The 17,226-nt window shown below is 42.9% G+C and carries 15 protein-coding genes and 1 riboswitch; of the genes, 4 read left to right on the forward strand and 11 right to left on the reverse strand.

What is annotated here, in order from left to right; translation table 11 throughout:
- Positions 1 to 16: 16 nt before the first annotated feature.
- From qoxA to CGZ90_RS16065, 4 genes are all read right to left on the reverse strand, one after another.
- Positions 17 to 991 (reverse strand): cytochrome aa3 quinol oxidase subunit II, encoded by a 975-nt coding sequence (gene qoxA / locus CGZ90_RS16050; protein ID WP_379675192.1) that lies wholly within the window; start codon positions 989 to 991, stop codon positions 17 to 19.
- A gap of 447 nt (positions 992 to 1,438) precedes the next feature.
- Positions 1,439 to 2,830 carry an L-cystine transporter gene (locus CGZ90_RS16055; RefSeq protein WP_240515454.1) on the reverse strand — a complete coding sequence of 464 codons (1,392 nt, stop codon included), beginning with the start codon at positions 2,828 to 2,830 and terminating at the stop codon, positions 1,439 to 1,441.
- A 229-nt stretch (positions 2,831 to 3,059) separates the two neighbouring features.
- The gene (locus tag CGZ90_RS16060) at positions 3,060 to 3,740 is read right to left on the reverse strand and encodes a serine hydrolase (RefSeq protein ID WP_165766886.1); all 681 of its coding nucleotides are present in this window, start codon (positions 3,738 to 3,740) and stop codon (positions 3,060 to 3,062) included.
- Positions 3,741 to 3,820: 80 nt separating this feature from the next.
- A complete protein-coding gene (locus CGZ90_RS16065; RefSeq protein WP_094253539.1) occupies positions 3,821 to 4,336 on the reverse strand; it encodes a hypothetical protein in 516 nt (171 codons plus the stop codon).
- Between the two features lie 116 nt (positions 4,337 to 4,452).
- On the opposite strand from CGZ90_RS16065, the gene CGZ90_RS20825 reads away from it, so the two are divergent.
- Positions 4,453 to 4,614, forward strand: coding sequence for a hypothetical protein (locus CGZ90_RS20825; protein WP_165766887.1), 162 nt, complete (start codon positions 4,453 to 4,455; stop codon positions 4,612 to 4,614).
- 32 nt (positions 4,615 to 4,646) lie between these two features.
- Here CGZ90_RS20825 and CGZ90_RS16070 read toward each other — a convergent pair whose 3' ends face one another.
- Positions 4,647 to 4,985, reverse strand: a complete 339-nt coding sequence (locus CGZ90_RS16070) for a YggT family protein (protein WP_094253540.1) — start codon at positions 4,983 to 4,985, stop codon at positions 4,647 to 4,649.
- Positions 4,986 to 5,545: 560 nt separating this feature from the next.
- On the opposite strand from CGZ90_RS16070, the gene CGZ90_RS16075 reads away from it, so the two are divergent.
- Positions 5,546 to 7,102, forward strand: coding sequence for an ABC-F family ATP-binding cassette domain-containing protein (locus tag CGZ90_RS16075; RefSeq protein ID WP_094253541.1), 1,557 nt, complete (start codon positions 5,546 to 5,548; stop codon positions 7,100 to 7,102).
- Between the two features lie 44 nt (positions 7,103 to 7,146).
- On the opposite strand, the gene CGZ90_RS16080 is transcribed toward CGZ90_RS16075, so the two are convergent.
- The 3 genes from CGZ90_RS16080 to CGZ90_RS16090 all read right to left on the reverse strand — a co-directional run bounded on the left by CGZ90_RS16080 (position 7,147) and on the right by CGZ90_RS16090 (position 11,882).
- Positions 7,147 to 8,109, reverse strand: coding sequence for a nuclease-related domain-containing protein (locus CGZ90_RS16080; protein WP_094253542.1), 963 nt, complete (start codon positions 8,107 to 8,109; stop codon positions 7,147 to 7,149).
- A gap of 401 nt (positions 8,110 to 8,510) precedes the next feature.
- Positions 8,511 to 10,412 carry an ABC transporter ATP-binding protein gene (locus CGZ90_RS16085; protein ID WP_094253543.1) on the reverse strand — a complete coding sequence of 634 codons (1,902 nt, stop codon included), beginning with the start codon at positions 10,410 to 10,412 and terminating at the stop codon, positions 8,511 to 8,513.
- A gap of 75 nt (positions 10,413 to 10,487) precedes the next feature.
- On the reverse strand, positions 10,488 to 11,882 hold the full coding sequence (locus CGZ90_RS16090; protein WP_094253544.1) for an LLM class flavin-dependent oxidoreductase: 1,395 nt from the start codon (positions 11,880 to 11,882) through the stop codon (positions 10,488 to 10,490).
- Between the two features lie 92 nt (positions 11,883 to 11,974).
- Positions 11,975 to 12,078: riboswitch (SAM riboswitch) on the reverse strand.
- 702 nt (positions 12,079 to 12,780) lie between these two features.
- Here CGZ90_RS16090 and CGZ90_RS16095 point away from each other — a divergent pair.
- Positions 12,781 to 13,440: a class I SAM-dependent methyltransferase gene (locus CGZ90_RS16095; protein WP_165766888.1), complete on the forward strand. Its 660-nt coding sequence runs from the start codon at positions 12,781 to 12,783 to the stop codon at positions 13,438 to 13,440.
- Between the two features lie 236 nt (positions 13,441 to 13,676).
- Here CGZ90_RS16095 and CGZ90_RS16100 read toward each other — a convergent pair whose 3' ends face one another.
- Complete coding sequence (locus tag CGZ90_RS16100; RefSeq protein ID WP_133063606.1) at positions 13,677 to 13,865, reverse strand: hypothetical protein; 189 nt, start codon at positions 13,863 to 13,865, stop codon at positions 13,677 to 13,679.
- 95 nt (positions 13,866 to 13,960) lie between these two features.
- On the opposite strand from CGZ90_RS16100, the gene CGZ90_RS16105 reads away from it, so the two are divergent.
- On the forward strand, positions 13,961 to 14,173 hold the full coding sequence (locus CGZ90_RS16105) for a hypothetical protein (protein ID WP_094253547.1): 213 nt from the start codon (positions 13,961 to 13,963) through the stop codon (positions 14,171 to 14,173).
- 31 nt (positions 14,174 to 14,204) lie between these two features.
- Here CGZ90_RS16105 and CGZ90_RS16110 read toward each other — a convergent pair whose 3' ends face one another.
- A complete protein-coding gene (locus CGZ90_RS16110) occupies positions 14,205 to 15,503 on the reverse strand; it encodes an ATP-binding protein (RefSeq protein WP_094253548.1) in 1,299 nt (432 codons plus the stop codon).
- 152 nt (positions 15,504 to 15,655) lie between these two features.
- The gene (locus tag CGZ90_RS16115) at positions 15,656 to 17,137 is read right to left on the reverse strand and encodes an alanine/glycine:cation symporter family protein (RefSeq protein WP_094253549.1); all 1,482 of its coding nucleotides are present in this window, start codon (positions 17,135 to 17,137) and stop codon (positions 15,656 to 15,658) included.
- Positions 17,138 to 17,226 lie beyond the last annotated feature (89 nt).

The following is a 17,226-nucleotide window of genomic DNA, read 5'->3' on the forward strand; positions in this document are numbered from 1 at the left end:
TGAAATGCCTCCTCTGTTAATGGGCATGAGAATCCCCATGAGACTCTGATTCTTCTTGCTTCTTCTTCTCTTCTTCACGCTTTTTCTTTTCTTCTTTTGCAGCTTTTGAGTGCGGGATCTTAGGCTCATAACCTAAACGCTCACGAGCTTTCATCGCATAATCTGCCTCATCAGCATGGTTGACCCATCCTAAATGAGTAGAAGAGAAAGTCATCTCCTTAACGTGACCAGGAAGCATCAGTTTATCGTACTGCTCCTTCGTTAACTCTGGAGCATCGGTTTTTGTCTCGCTAACCCATTTTTCAAACTCTTTATCAGACATGGACATAACATCAAACGTATGATCAGTGAACCCTTCTCCAGTAAAGTTAGAGTTGCGTCCTTCATACGTACCTTGCTCGTCAGCCTGCAGATAAAGCTTTGTCTCCATACCCGCCATCGCATACTTTTGGCCGCCTAATTGCGGAACCCAAAATGATGCCATTGAATCAGCAGAAGTGAGCTTAAATAATACTGGCCGATCTTCTGGAATATGAAGATAGTTAACAGTTTCTATGTCTTGCTCAGGGTAAGTAAACACCCATTTCCAATCGACAGATGTAGCATGAATCACTAATGGTTTTTGATCTTTAGTCTCTTCAGGAGGTCCTTCTAGAGAATAGATCGTCTTAACCGTAGGAACCGCCAATGCAATCGTAATAATAATCGGAATGATCCACCAAATCGTTTCAAGCAAATGACTTCCTTCATTATCAGGATCATAGCCTTTATGATTTTTTCGATCACGATATTTATAAACAATAAAAGCAGTAAGTGCATAAACGACAATTAGAATAAATGTCATAAATCCAATTGAATACAGAATAAGGTCCTTTTGTTGCTGCCCTACTGGCCCTTTCGGATCTAATATAACCATTTCGCTGCAGCCGCTTAGCATGAGTACGGCCATCAATAACCCGAATGTAAAAAACGGCTTTAACCGTCGCATCACCAGGTCCACCTTCCTTTCTATGTTTGTCGCTTGTGAATTACCTCACAAGAAAACTTTGGTTAAGTACCTAATGTTTACTTTCTGTTAACATCCTACCAAACGTTAACACAAAAGTTATCTGCGTTGTGAAAGTGTCACGAGAATTTCAAACAAAGCTCACAACTTCTTCACACTTTGGTCAAAAAACGTTCATATTTTTGGAAGCTGCTTCTTCTGCTGGAAGATTAAACGGTTTTTTACCAGTGCAGGATTTTCCTCCCTTAACATCTATTGTAGAATTTTACCCTTTATGTACAGCCTTCACACCTTTATTGATTATTATCTTTTGGGGTATATTCTTGGCATAAAAAATGAAAAGGGGTCCGGTACCACGAAGGTACCGGACCCCTTTTCTATTATAGTGAGCAAATACAAGCATCGAATATGGCTAGTACCGTACCCCAGTGTTTATGCGCTCACTTCAACTTGATTATCAGCATCGTTGTAGACATCTGTGTCCAGCTCGTTTTGCAGTCTGCTTGTGACGATACCAGATGTCATGGCTCCGCTGACGTTTACTGCTGTTCGCCCCATGTCAATCAGCGGCTCTACTGAGATCAGAAGCCCTGCCAGCGCGATCGGAAGATCCATCGCTGAAAGGACAAGAAGTGCTGCAAATGTAGCTCCTCCGCCAACCCCAGCTACTCCAAACGAGCTTAATGCGACGATGGCGATAAGTGTTGCGATAAAGCTTGGTGAAAGCGGGTCAATCCCCACAGTCGGCGCGATCATTACAGCGAGCATGGCTGGATAAATTCCTGCACAGCCATTCTGTCCGATCGATAAGCCAAATGAACCGGAAAAGTTAGCAATTCCGTCTGGAACACCAAGGCTTTTTTGTGTACGGATGTTCAGAGGCAGTGCCCCTGCACTTGTACGTGATGTGAAGGCAAAAGACAGTACCGGGAACGCTTTTCTCATATATGTTACAGGATTAAGCCCTGAGAATGTAATCATCGCTAAATGGATGAGGAACATGACAAGCAGTGCAACATAGGAAGCAATGACAAACTTTCCGAGCTTCGTGATCGCGTCTAGGTCACTCAATGCAACGGTTTTTGTCATGATCGCCAATACTCCATATGGCGTCAGGCGCAGAATCAGTGTTACTACTCTCATGATAACTCCGTAGAAGGCATCAACAATCCCTGCAAACGTAGCGGCCTGCTCTTCGTTTTTCTTTTTAACCCCTAAATAAGCAAGACCTAAGAAAGCGGCAAAGATTACAATTGCAATCGTTGAAGTCGGACGAGCTCCTGTAAAGTCTAAGAACGGATTAGCCGGGAGCAGCGATAAGATCTGCTGAGGCAGCGTTAAATCTTTTACTGTACCAAAAGTCCCTTCAAGTTCCTGACCGCGTGCGTTCTCCGCATCACCCTGCTCAATCTGCACAGCTTCCAGGTCAAATGCTACCGCTGAAGCGATACCGACTGCAGCAGCTACTGCTGTAGTCGCAATCAGAAGACCAATAATCCAAGTGGAGATTTTACCGATGTTATTAGAAAGCTTCATTTTTGTAAAAGCCGATAAGATTGAAATAAACACAAGTGGCATCACGATCATTTTTAGGAACGTAACATAACCGCCGCCTACCAGCGAAAACCAATCTGCTGATTTCGCAACCGCTTCAGATCCAGGTTCATACGCATACTGAAGAATTAATCCAAATATAATTCCGAGTCCGAGACCGGTAAATACACGCTTTGAAAATGAAACGTGTTTGCGCTGCATATACACTAAAACGCCAAGCAATACTGCCATAACGGCGAGATTCAACAATACCAGGTAAGTTGTTGTCATCCTGGGTTCCCCCTCTTTAAAAATAGTCGCTTACTTAAAGTAATATAACTATTCCAATCCGTCAAGTAGGAATTCCCGATTTTATCAAATTTTTCCCCTCACCTCCTTCAAGGGTATACCTGTCTGCACAAAAAACCCACATTCAAAAAAGCAGCATTGAATGCGGGTTTATCATATAAGCAAGTATCCTGGATGTGGTTGTATTTAGTTTTGTACAATCTATTCGCTATCAGGACAAATTATTCATCATAAATTTGGACAAAAGCTCCCCGATATTTCGATGAAGCATGATGGCGTCATTGCTGTTTTTAAAATCACTCAAGAGAACAGCGGCAATCACAGGCTCCCCTTCATCTTTCACAATTATTGCGGCATCATGCTCTAATCCCGGAAGTTCGCCTGTCTTGCTGCCTACTGCCAAGCAAGGGTTCATTAGTGCAGGAAGCTTGTGACGGAACTGCTGACTGCACAGAATGCTGAGCATTTCGTTTTGAAAAGGAGATCTCAAAATCTGCTTCAGCATCGTCACCGTATCCCGGGCACTTGTCCAATTATCTTTATCAGAATGAAGATCCATCATTCTCCGCTGGATCACTGTTTCGCAGCAGCCGATATCCTTACAAAATGAATTAATCCGGTTTATTCCAATAAGATCAATCAGCTTGTTTGTTGCTGAGTTATCAGAAACGGTAATCATTAGAGTAACGAGTTCTAGAATGCTAAATGTTCGATCAACCTCCAAAGTTTTCAGGACTCCAGATCCTCCTGTCATGCAGTGGGATGAAACCTTTATTGGTGCAGTTAAACTGAGACTGCCTTGTTCAGCCTGACGAAAGACTTCCAGCATTACCGCCAGCTTTATTAGACTTGCGGATCTCACCCGTAAGCTGCTGTTCCATTCAGCATTCATTTTTCCCTCTATCATAATGCTTGCATTACCGTTGAAAGAACTAACCATTTCCTTTATGTATTCTGAAAAATCCTCCATTATTATGTCACCGCGCCGCCCATAGGAGCCGCACTGTTGTTCATCTTTTCAATCATGTTCACACCCATTACTACAGCTGTAAGCTCCTCTATTGACAGAATCTGTGATCGGCTGATGAGCTTATACGAGCTGCTCTCGAAAAATCCGTTCACCTTTTCAAAGACTGCGATTTCGTTTTCCTGTGCATCAAAAACACGGTACTCTCTAGAAAACGTCTTAGAAACAATTGAAAAGCTTCCCCTGTTTCCTGTCTCATAGACAAAAACTTTTTTAGTGAACGTCAGCTTATGCTTTAGCCAGCCAATTTCCTCTTTATTTTGGTTGGTGACAGTCCACCTGCTTCTGAAAAACCCGCTGAATCGGCCCTCAATGAGTGTCCTGTGATCCAGCCCGCAAACTGACACTGAAGACGTTAAAGCACTCTTTAAATCAAGGTATCCAGTCTTTTCTTTTTTCTCATTAAATATTTCGGTAAGCCCTCTTGAAAAGAAATTATCCTTGAAATAAGCCGTTTGCATCCACGCTCACTCCTTTGTCTGTCCTTTAACTATTCCAACGTTTTCGATAGAGAAAAGTTTCAGAAACATATTTTCACCTCAAAGGGAAAAAATGAAGTAGAAAAGGGGTGAATAGCATGTCACGCGGAAAAGAATTTGAACATAAGAAAAAAGGCCATCCCGGCAGGTTTCCGGATAACAGCCTCCAGCCTCGCATCGTGCAGGCATCAGATGAAACCGATTCAGAATCATTCGTAACAAAAGAAGCATTCAAAAACCGTACACAAGACGAAAAGTAACAATCATTAAAAGGAGCCGTAGCAGCTCCTTTTTATAATCCCCTCGTTGTGTCCCGTTCTCTGATAACCACATCACGATCGCGTTTCGTATGCCCGATCATGAAAAGACGTCTCAAGAAATAGCCGGCAATTCCATAAACGATAATGGCGACCAGGGTTGAAAGTTCCAGTTCAAACCTGCCGACATCCACCATTGGGAAAATAGAACGGAACGGATAAAGCAGCGGCTCGCTGAGACTAAGCACAAACTGAACAAACGGAGCAGCTTCATTAGCGCCAAACAATTTAAATAATAAACGCAAGCCAAGAATAACCTGAACGATGCCAATCAGTATACCAACTATTACAGCCATGATAGGTGTCCGTCTCATTAATTTTCGCTCCCTTAATTTTAATTATGAAAAATTTACCCTTTTTTCTCTTTTTTGTAACCTGCGGAGACATCCGTTTTTGTCTTTGTAAAGGCTTTTCCCTAACAGATTGTTTATTTTGAAGGGTTTGGTCTGTAAAGAAATTTTCCGACATCACCTCTGCGCTCTAAGTTAAAATACCAATGCCTCAAACATGAGATATTCTTTTATCACAGTAGCTTAATCATCTTTGAATACATCATTGATCAAGTTGATCTGAGTGTAAGGTGCCGACTCCGGCGGGATCAGTGGGACAGGTGAGACCCTTTAGGGCGCGTAGCGGCAAAGGGGCTCACCGCACACCCCGCGGAAAGCGTGCGCCTGAAACGCAGATCAACTGCTTCTCTGATTTCTAAAAGCAACAATGGTTACGAAAACGGCCTTTTTAAAATACATTCAAACACACAGTGCGCTTCTCTCTTTTGAGGGAAGCTTTTTTTCGTTGAGGCTGTTGAGTCAATTCCTATTCAATACTATAATGAAGCAGTATGAGACTTCTGACAGAAAAAGGTGTTCTATAGATGAGTATTTTATCAGTAACGAACTTGAGTCACGGCTTTGGCGACCGTGCAATTTTTAATGATGTGTCATTCCGCCTGCTAAAAGGCGAGCACATCGGCCTGATCGGTGCGAATGGTGAAGGTAAATCAACCTTCATGAACATAATCACAGGCAAACTGAAGCCCGATGAAGGAAAAGTTGAATGGGCTAAAAAAGCACGCATCGGCTATCTCGATCAGCATACTGTGCTGCAAAAAGGCATGACAATCCGCGACGTACTAAAAAGCGCGTTTCAATACATGCTGGACATGGAAGCGGAAATGAACGCTATCTATGAAAAAATGGGCGAAGCGACACCAGAAGAGCTTGAGAAGCTTCTCGAGGATGTCGGCGTCCTGCAGGATACGCTTACTAACAATGATTTTTATATCATTGATGCAAAAGTTGAGGAAATCGCGCGCGGACTAGGGCTAGAGGATATCGGTCTTGAGCGTGATGTAAACGATTTGAGCGGCGGACAGCGTACGAAGGTCCTTCTTGCCAAGCTATTGCTTGAAAAGCCAGACATTCTGCTCCTCGATGAGCCTACTAACTATCTTGACGAGGTTCATATTGAGTGGCTCAAGCGCTACCTTCAAGAGTATGAGAACGCATTTATCCTCATCTCGCATGATATCCCGTTCCTTAACAGCGTTATTAACTTGATCTACCACATGGAAAATCAGGAACTAAACCGCTATGTCGGGGACTATGACAACTTCATGGGCATTTATGAGATGAAAAAATCTCAGCTCGAATCTGCTTATAAAAAACAGCAGGCTGAAATGGCACAGCTGAAGGATTTCGTTGCACGCAATAAAGCACGTGTATCAACAAGAAACATGGCGATGTCGCGTCAAAAGAAGCTTGATAAGATGGATGTTATCGAGCTGGCAAAAGAAAAGCCGAAGCCGGAGTTTAACTTTAAGCAAGGCCGTACTTCAGGCAAGCTGATTTTTGAAACAAAGGACCTTGTTATCGGCTATGACGAGCCGTTATCAAAGCCGCTGAACCTGCGCATGGAGCGGGGCCAGAAGATTGCTCTTGTCGGTGCAAACGGAATCGGTAAGACAACATTGCTCCGCAGCATTCTAGGCGAGATCAAGCCAGTCTCTGGATCTGTCGAACGCGGCGAGCATCAGGAAGTCGGATACTTTCAGCAAGAGGTAAAAACAGCGAACTATAACACGTGTATTGAAGAAATCTGGAGCGAATTCCCTGGATTCTCTCACCACGAGGTGCGTGCGGCACTTGCAAAATGCGGGCTGACGACTAAGCATATTGAAAGCAAGGTCGAAGTGCTGAGTGGAGGAGAAAAAGCGAAGGTCCGATTATGTAAGCTGATTAACAATGAGACGAACCTGCTCGTGCTCGATGAGCCGACAAACCACCTGGACGTGGATGCTAAAGAAGAGCTCAAACGCGCTTTAAAAGCTTACAAAGGAAGCATCATCTTGATCTCCCACGAACCTGAATTTTATAAAGAAGTTGCCACTGATGTCTGGAACTGCGAAAGCTGGACAACAAAGGTATTTTAATAAGTTAAACCCTCACTTTGAAAGTTTAGAGTGGGGGTTTTTGTTTATTCATATGAAAGCATATAACGCATTCCCTTTTTAGAACCAATTATTATAGGACTCAATGAATGAATGATACGGTGAACTGTTTTCCTAGAACTTAAACTTATAAATGCTCGAATATCTCTGTTTTTAAATTGCTCTTTTAAAAGGAGTGAATAATCCATGATTGTTTCTTTGTGAGCCGTTCTTGAATTAAACGGACACTTGATACAGTGCCACTTTGCAACTTTCCAAATCATACTGAATGCTCCACATGCTGAGCATTGAACACCTTTCTGAATTTCATGTTCTCTTATTTGAAAAGTTTGCATGATGTCTGGATTATGCGGAGTGTGATTTTTCATCAAATAGTTGATGGCCTTCTTGCACTCTTTTTTAGTAAAGGCTTCTGTGGAATAACGGTCTAGGCAATTTTGAATTTTGGTGATCAGGCTCGCTCCTTTAGCAACCTTTTGAAGCTGTTCCTTAGAATTTGAGCGGACGATGGATAAGGGGTTAGTAAAAACAACCAGGGATTCAATCGGTACATTCGGAAACTTATGAAGTTTGAGCCATCCTGAAAGCTGCATATGCTGCAAATTAAGCTGTGACAACGGGTTTGGAAAACCTTCTTCAACGCCATTTCTTGTCCGTACCATCTGATCGACTTCCGAATCTAAAAAGATATCACCTTGAAAATTCTTCACTTCTAAAATCATAATCATTTTGGCAAACACTATGATCGTATCTATTTGAAAATAGGTACCATGCTTGGAAAGAAGCCTCACATCATAAAGGATAAAATTTTCTTTTTCAAGCAGCATACGCAAATAGTAATCAATTGAGTGTTCTCCCTTATAACCTGCATAGTGACGAGCAAATTCCTCTTGCACAGCCTGTCTCTTCGGATGATCAGGTCCCATTCGTCTTAATAATGCCTCGAGCTTCATCAACCTTATTGATTTAGTCTTTTTCTTAACAATCATGCAATCACTCTCCGCTTACTGTTATGAAATTCATCATACATAACCGGATTATTAATGGAAAATCGATAAATTACGGATTTTGCTTATTCTTTTAGGGAGTTTTTATAATTAATCAGCTAGAACCTTCAAGAAAATGGATAGAAACGCCCTTATTTTGGCTAATATTGTTATTTTTTCAGTTTTAAATAACTTGGTAAATTACTGAATGTTCCCGAAAGTTCGGATATGTGCCATTTTCAGAGGTTATGTGCCATCTTAAAAGGATATCTTCCAAAATTAAAGAACTATGTGCCGTTTTAAAAAGATTTGTGCCATTCTACAAATTTCGACACGGAAACTCCCCCTGTATGCTGAAAAGCTTACATAAAAAAGCCTCCTGATCCACTCAGAAGGCTTCCATACTAGCTATTCAATTCTTCCACAAGCAGCGACAGTTCTTCCCACCGCTCCATCGTTGTTTCCAGTTCGTCCTCTATCTTCTTCTGTTCAGCGAAAAGCTCATTGATCTTGCCAATATCACTGCCGGCTGCGATAATCGCCTGTTCCAGCTCGCTTTTTCGCTCTTCGAGGCCCATGATGCGGTCTTCAATCGTATCCCATTCCTGCTGTTCTTTGTACGACAGCTTCTTTTTCCGGCCTTCTTTTTTCTGCTGATTCGCTTCAACCGCACGTTCTGCTGAAAGCTGAGCCGCTGCTGCTGCATCCCGCTCGCGCTTCTCTTCCATATACTCGCTGTATGCCCCTTGATAACGGCGAATTTCGCCATCCCCTTCAAAGGCGAGCAAACGGTCAACTACGCGGTCAAGAAAATACCGGTCATGCGAAACGGTAACGACGACACCAGGAAAATGATCAAGATAATCCTCTAGAATAGAGAGAGTCTGAATATCCAAATCGTTCGTCGGCTCATCCAAAAACAGTACGTTCGGTTCGCCCATTAAGACACGCAGCAAATAAAGTCGGCGGCGCTCACCGCCAGACAGCTTGCGGATAAACGTATATTGCTGTGATCTATGAAACAGAAACCGCTCGAGCATCTGCTCAGCCGTTATTGCTGTTCCGTCAACCGTATAAATGACGGAAGCCGCTTCCTTGATGTAATCGATCATTCGGAGGGAGCCGTCAATCTCATCATGGTTTTGTGTGTAATAGCCGATCTTGACCGTTTCGCCGATCTCGACCGTACCGCTGTCAGGCTGAAGCCTGCCGGCGATTAAGTTCAAAAGCGTTGTCTTGCCGCTTCCGTTCGGTCCAACAATTCCAAGACGCTCTCCCGGTACCATTAAATAATCCAGCCTGTTGATCAGTGTTCTGCCGCCAAGCGCTTTAGAAACATCTTGAAGTTCAATTACTTTTTTCCCGAGACGCTGTGACCCGATGGCAAACTCTATATTGCCTTGTTTCTGCGGACCTTTAATCTCCTGCAGCTCCTCTGCACGATGAATGCGCGCTTTCTGCTTTGTCGTGCGGGCTTTCGCTCCGCGCTGCAGCCAAGCCAGCTCGCGGCGCAGAAGGTTTTGCCGCTTATCCTCACTCGCTGCTTCGCGCTCCTCGCGATCCGCTTTTTTCTCGAGATACGTCTCATAGTTGCCTTCATAAGCAAAAAGCCTGCCATGGTCGAGCTCAAAAATTTGGTTCGTCACACGGTTAAGGAAATAACGATCATGCGTGACCATGATTAAAGCGCCTTTATACTGAGACAAAAATTGCTCGAGCCATTCAATCGTATCGTTGTCTAGATGGTTTGTCGGCTCATCCAAAATCAGCAGCTCTGCTGGCTGGATAAGAGCTTTTGCGATCGCTACACGCTTTTGCTGTCCGCCTGATAAATGCTTCACAGTTTGAGAGAAGTCGCTTAATCCTAGTTTAGTCAGCACCGTTTTTGCTATCGTGTTCGCTTCCCACGCATCGTTTTCATCCATCCGCTGCTGCATTTTCATGAGCTTAGTCAGCCTTTTCTCATCAGCAGGATCTAATTCGAGATCCATCAGCGCTTTCTCATACTCTCTCATCGTTTTCATGATAAGAGAGTCGCCGTAATAGATTTGTTCAAGAACCGTCAGTTCTTCATCGAGCTCTGGCTGCTGCGGCACATATTCTACATGAAACGCATTGGAATGAGTCAGCTTTCCTTTTTCCACCGATTCCTGGCCCACGAGCACCTTCAGCAATGTTGATTTTCCTGTACCGTTTGTTCCGATCAAACCGACTCTCTGATTTTCCGAAATAGAGAATGAAATGTCATCGAATAATATTTTTTCGCCATACGTTTTAGTTAAGTTTTCAGCCAATAAAATACTCATGAACTAACCTGCCTTGTCTGTTATGCTGCTTTTATTGTATAGCAACTTCAGCAAGATTGAAAATGCCGTCGTTCATTATGAATGAGTTAGGTGACGTCCCGGGGCAAATTTCCTTCCTGGATGGTCATTTGGAAGAACACTTCTCCCATGGCTGAACAATTTTTCCCGGAGCGAACCATCTTTATATTCTTTTTTATAAATTCCTCGTTCCTGCAAAATGGGTATGACAAGATCTATAAAGTCTTCTAAGCAAGATGGCGTCACAAGATGGTTCAAATTATACCCATCGACACCTGACGTTTCAAAGTGATGCTGTATTTGATCAGCGACTTCAACGGGATTGCCGATAAAGACGGTGTTTCGATCAATAGATTCAAGCCTTCCGAGTGCCTCTTTAATCGATAGCTGTTTCGAAGCATCCTTCGTAAGCGAAGCCGCTTTATAGTGGCCATGCTCAGTTTTCTTAAACTCAAACGGCTGATCTTGATCTTGCTTTTCATATTCAGAAAGATCGTACCCGCTTGCTCCGCCAAACTGTGATTTAGCAGCATCTGGACTCCACAGCTTGTTGTATTCTTCGTACTTTGCCTCCGCTTGCTCAGTCGTTTCTGCCACGATAACAGTTAAGAAGCAGATAATCTTCACATGATCAGGATTCCGTCCATGTTCCACTGCTCTCTTCCGAATATCATCTGCATAATACTTAATGCGTTCTGGCGTTGGACCGCCAACAAACACACATTCTGCATGCTTAGCAGAAAAATCACGGCCGCGCTCTGACGTTCCTGCTTGGTAAATAACGGGTGTACGCTGCGGTGATGGCTCACTTAAGTGCGGGCCTTCCACGCTGAAAAATTCGCCCGTATGATTAATTTCGTGCACTTTAGAGGAGTCTACTAAAATCCCGTTCTCCACATCCTCTATAATCGCACCGTCCTCCCAGCTTTCCTCCCATAGCTTGTACGAAACTTCAAGAAACTCATCGGCGATCTCATACCGCTTATCATGCTTGACCATATCCTTCAGTCCAAAATTCCTTGCAGCGTTCGGCAGATAAGAGGTCACAACATTCCACGCAATCCTTCCGTTTGTAAGATGATCCAGCGTCGAGAACCTCCTTGCATTTCCGAACGGCTGCTCATAGGTTGTGCTGACCGTGATAGCAAATGATAAATGCTCTGTAACGCTGGCCATAGTCGGTATGACAAAAGCTCCGTCGTTCACGGGAATCTGCAGACCATCGTGAATGGAAGGTTCCTTGCTTTGCTTATATGTGTCATAAACACCTAGAACATCTGCAAAAAAGACGGCATCAAACTTTCCTCTTTCAAGAAGGCGCGCCATTTCGATCCAATAATTCAAATCTTTATAGCCTCTGTGTCTCTTAGACTTAGGGTGCTTCCACAAACCGTGCGAGTTATGCATCGCACTCGTCATCTCAAACGCATTTAAAATAATTTGCTTTGTCATCACATGCCTCCGTTTTTTTTGTAGACCAAACCATACAAAAAGCCTCTTCCCATAAAAATAAGAAGAGGCGAAAAAACGCAGCAGCTATGCTCTTCTTATCTTTCAAGCGTTACGCTTGCTGGAATTGGCACAGTGCTTCAATAAGCCTGCTGCCGAGGTTTCATAGGGCCAGTCCCTCTACCTCTCTGGATAAGAAATTAAACTATTTAACTTTGATACTTAAAATAACCTTTCAAGTAAACCACTGTCAACATTAAATTTTAAAAATAAAAAATTATCCGTCTTTTTAAACTGCGCTTTTGTAAACTATGTTGCTTATATAGAATTCAGTGAAGTAGTTGATCTCCGTTTCAGGCGCACGCTTTCCGCGGGGTGTGGCGAAAAGCAGAAACGGCTCGTTCAGCCCCGACAAGCAAAAGGGAAAGGGGCCGGTAAGTCGCTCTTTGACTTATTGGACACTTGCCCTTTTGACCTCGAGGGGCTAGCCGTTTTCTGCTGGACAAGTGAGCCCCTTTGCCGCTGCGCGACCTAAAGGGTCTCACCTGTCCCACTCGTCCCGCTGGATAAGGAAGGCTACGCAGCAAGACATCGCACGAAGAAAATGCGATTTTCATTTTAGAGGAGTCGGCACCTTACACTCCGATCAACTTTATCAATGATGGATTCTAGAAGACAAAGCAAAAGTAAAAAAAATTTAACAAAATCGATTAATTGAAATTCGAAAACTATTTTTATGGATTTAACATTTGAAGATTAATTTACAATTCAGATATCAACAACCGATGAACTTTCAAACTTACACAATCCTGTCATAAGCAATTATCTTTTAGAAATGCGCCCTTTTAAAAGATATGAAGTTTGGGGTATACAGTCAGTAAACACAATGACAGGAGAGGGTATGATGGGAATCCGCAAATACATTTTTCACAAATTTGAGAAGCCGACAGGAGTCATTGGGAAGATTGCTGGCCGCTATATGGCTGTAGAGAATAAAAGTCTGAACAAATGGACTGCTTCGCTTTTGGATATTCGGGACGGCGATAAACTGGTTGAAGTAGGCTATGGTCCTGGAAAAGGCATTGAATACATTTGCAGAGCCTACCAAAATGTCAGTTTAACAGGCTATGACATTTCAGCTGATATGAAGGAACTTGCCGAATCACGCAATAGCGATTATATCAAAGAGAGACGCGTTACACTTTATAGCCGCAGTGTGGCGGAGGCTAGTGAACAGCCTGAGACATTTGATAAAGCGTACTCGGTCAACTCCATTTTGATTTGGAAGGATCCTGTGAACGATCTTCGTGTGATTAAAGAATGGCTTAAACCGAACGGGCAGATTGCCATTACGCTCCAGCCTCATGAAAAAGGAGCGACGGATGAGACGGCGGAAGAAAACGGGAAAGTCATTTCACTCTACTTAAAACAAGCTGGTTTTCAGAACATTACGGTGCACACAAAAGAAATGAAGCCAGTTAACGCTGTTACTGTAACCGCAAATAAAAAAATAGAAAATTCAAATAATAATGTTTTGAAAAATTTTAACCGGGTACATTAACTATGCAACACTATAACACCATAAGGAGGAGTTGCAAGATGAGGAACACACCGTGTACCGAAAAAGGCAATGATCCAAGAGATGGGCCAAGTAGTGAGTGCAAGAACCGTTTAGTACCGATTTAGCTGTACGAACGTAACATTGAAAAGCAATAAGGATGCAAGACAGAAAGTAATCAAGTAAGTTGAAACAATGAAAAAGAGCCGGATGCTCGACCCGGCTCTTTTTTCATGGCTTCATTTTTGGCGCTCTTCATATTTTTCGTGATTTTCATGCCCTTCCAAATAACTTGTTTTTTGCCTTTTCTTGCGTCGCATTTTTTGAACGAAAAAAATAATAACCAGTACAATCAGCAGCAGACTGATATTAAAGAAGCCGCCTAAAAACAGAAAGAAATCACGGATTCCATCCCACATATTTATCACCTCTATTCCATCCTTACCCTCTAGCTTTCCCATGTACTCATGTTTTTTCTTCCAGTGAGCGGGAATAGTATAAAAAAAGAATTGAGGTGACGGCTGTGGCTGAAAACCGAAAAAAGCCAATGAAGAACAATCCGATGGACCATCCTGAACAGTATAGAACTGACAAGGAAAGCCTGTTTGACAAGTTTGAGTCTGAGAAAAATGTAGATCCCATACCAATGGAAGATCTGAAGGAAGAGAAACGAGAAGAAAAAGACAAAAAAGGAACGAAGAGCACATCATCCAGTGAAAAAAAGTATAATCCATGATGTAAAAAAGGGCCTGGTAATCAGGCCCTTTTTAGTTATGTACCAATTCTTTTGTTACTTGATCCTGTTCAACCTGCGATTCTTCAGCAGGAAGTGTAACGGTTACGACCGTTCCTTTCCCTTTTTTGCTGTCATATTGAACAGTTCCGTTCATTGATTCGATTATGCGGAGAGAAACCACTGTTCCAAGACCTGTACCTTTATCTTTTGTTGTGTAGAACAAAGTGCCGATTCTTTCGAGCTGTTCTTCACTCATTCCTTTGCCTGTATCTTTTATCGTAATGAACGCTTCTGCATTACTGCCCTCCAGTATAATGGACACTTTGCCTCCTTGGTCTGTCGCCTCAATTGCGTTCTTCACCATATTTACCAGCGCCTGTTTCAGCTGGCTCTTATCTGTATAAAGCAGAACACTTTTCTTGTAAATCTCCTCGATAACAACACCATTTTTCAAAGCAAGAGGATTTAGCAGCAACGCTAAATCGTGAAGAAAATCGGCAGCATTAAATTTTTCCATCTTGCGGAATTCCGGCTTTGCAAAGTTCAAGTAATCACTGATGATGGATTCTGCCCGTCCGAGCTCGCTTAATACGAGCGGGATGTACTGCTTGCTGTTCAGCGTTTGGTCCCTCTCCATGAGCTGAAGGAATCCTTTCACGACTGTCAGCGGATTTCTCACTTCATGAGCAATGGATGCAGCGAGCTCTCCTATTGTGTTGAGTTTTTCAGCACGCTGAATCTCGATTTTCATATAAGATCGCTCAATAATAGACTCGTTCAATATAGCAGCACAGCCTACCCCGATAATCTGAATGCATCCAAATAACACACAGTACATCGTTAATTGATACCATGTGACAGGAAAGATAATCTGTTTTTCTTCTACGATTGCAAAAAGAATACAAAGCTGAACAATAACAGGCCAAAAACCTATAACAATCGCCATCTTCCAGCGTTTATCAGGTGTACACTTCCAGAATTTTCGGTATACCAATAATAGAACTGACAGAGCCAAAAAAATAGCTATATATCCGTAAACTAGCGTATCTCCGCCTAAATATGTTCTTGTAAGTAACAGTGAAGCAAAGACGATAAGTCCTGCTTTCGTTCCTCCGTATAAAACGGCCAGAACGAGCGGTATGTAACGTAAATCCCAGTAAATTCCGTATTCGTAAAAGCTAAATAATAGGCTAAGAGATGCAGCCGCTCCATTTAATATTCCCGAAAGATAAGGTGATTCTGCCCATCTGCTTTTTTCCAGCAGCACACTATAAAATAGAACAGGTGCCAGTACTATCAGCATTTGTAATAGTAATTTTTCAGCAAGCATCTCATATCCCTCATTTCTCTTTACAGTCTAAAGTGAAAATACGACAAAAGTTCCCAATTACCTTTATAAGGAAACAAAAAATTGCATATCTTGCAAACGAAATATAAAAGTCCACAGAAAAAGACCTCAGCGTGTGCTGAGGTCTAATAAATTTAAGACACTTTGTCCTTTTCATTTTCAGTTCCTTTATACCCATTCTCCCAATACTCTGCGTTTTTAATGCCGAGTTTAGAAGAGTTGAAGACCGGATCGATACCCTGCTTTTTTTGCTCCTCATAGTCTTTTAATACTCTAAGTGCAGGCTTTGCTAAAATGAGTATCGCGATTAGGTTCAGCCACACCATGATTCCGAGGCCAATGTCACCCATCGCCCATGCGAGCTCCGTCTCTTTGACAGCACCATAATATGTTGCTCCGAGAATAACGATTTTCAAAAGAAACATGGCTACCTTGCTGTCCTTGCCTCTTGCTAGATAAGCAATATTCGTTTCAGCCATATAGTAATAGGCCATAATTGTTGTGAAGGCAAAGAAGAACAGCGCAACAGCTGTGAAACCAGCACCGAATCCAGGAAGAACGGATTCAATCGCGGCTTGTGTAAATCCAGGACCATCCGGTACTCCTGGAAGCTTTTCAGTAATGAATTTTGTTTTCTCAGCATTTTCGTACACATTGTATGAACCTGTGAAAAGGATCATAAACGCTGTCGCTGAACAAACAAGAAGAGTATCAACATAAACTGAGAACGCCTGTACAAGCCCTTGCTTAGCTGGGTGAGAAACCTCTGCTGCCGCCGCCGGGTGAGGGCCTGTCCCCTGGCCAGCTTCGTTTGAATAAACTCCTCGCTTAACACCCCAAGAAATGGCAGCACCTATAATACCGCCGAACGCTGCATCAGCTCCGAAAGCACTGCGGAAAATTAGCGAGAAGACAGCTGGAAGCTCTGATGCATTTGCCGCAACGATAATGAGAGAAACAAGAATATAGCCGATTGCCATGAAAGGAACGACATATTGCGCAACAGCCGCAATCCGCTTTACTCCGCCAAAAATAATTCCAGCTAAAAGCCCCATTAAAATGACGCCTGTGATCCGCGTATCTAATTCAAACGCATTGTCTAGTCCAACTGCGATGGAGTTAGACTGAATGCCTGGCATTAGCAGTGCCATCGCCAGGATAGCAGCGACAGCAAAAATGATGCCGTACCATCTCCAGCCTATTCCTTTTTCAATGTAATAAGCAGGTCCCCCGCGATATTGCCCGTCCTGCTTCACTTTATAAACCTGTGCGAGCGTTGATTCGATAAATGCACTCGCTGCACCAATAAACGCAATCATCCACATCCAGAAAACGGCACCAGGTCCGCCCATAGCAATGGCTGTTGCCGTACCGGCGATATTCCCTGTGCCGACACGTCCGGACAGAGCGATAGCCAGCGCCTGAAAGGAAGAAACGCCTGCTTCAGAGCTTTTCCCCTGAAACATAAGCTTGATCATATCTTTAAAATGCCTGACCTGCAGAAACCGGGTAAGAATAGAAAATAATAGCCCGACACCTAAGCAAAAATAGATCATCGGCTGACTCCATAGAATGGCAACTGCATCATTTACTGCATCTTTTAGGAATGTATCCATTTCAACCACCTCTCGTTGTCTGAAAATTTAACCTATTATGAATTATAGATTAAAGAGAGTTAGTTGACAAATCTACAAATAGTTCCAAT

This window comes from Fictibacillus aquaticus (assembly GCF_002245695.1).
GTDB classification, from domain to species: domain Bacteria; phylum Bacillota; class Bacilli; order Bacillales; family Fictibacillaceae; genus Fictibacillus; species Fictibacillus aquaticus.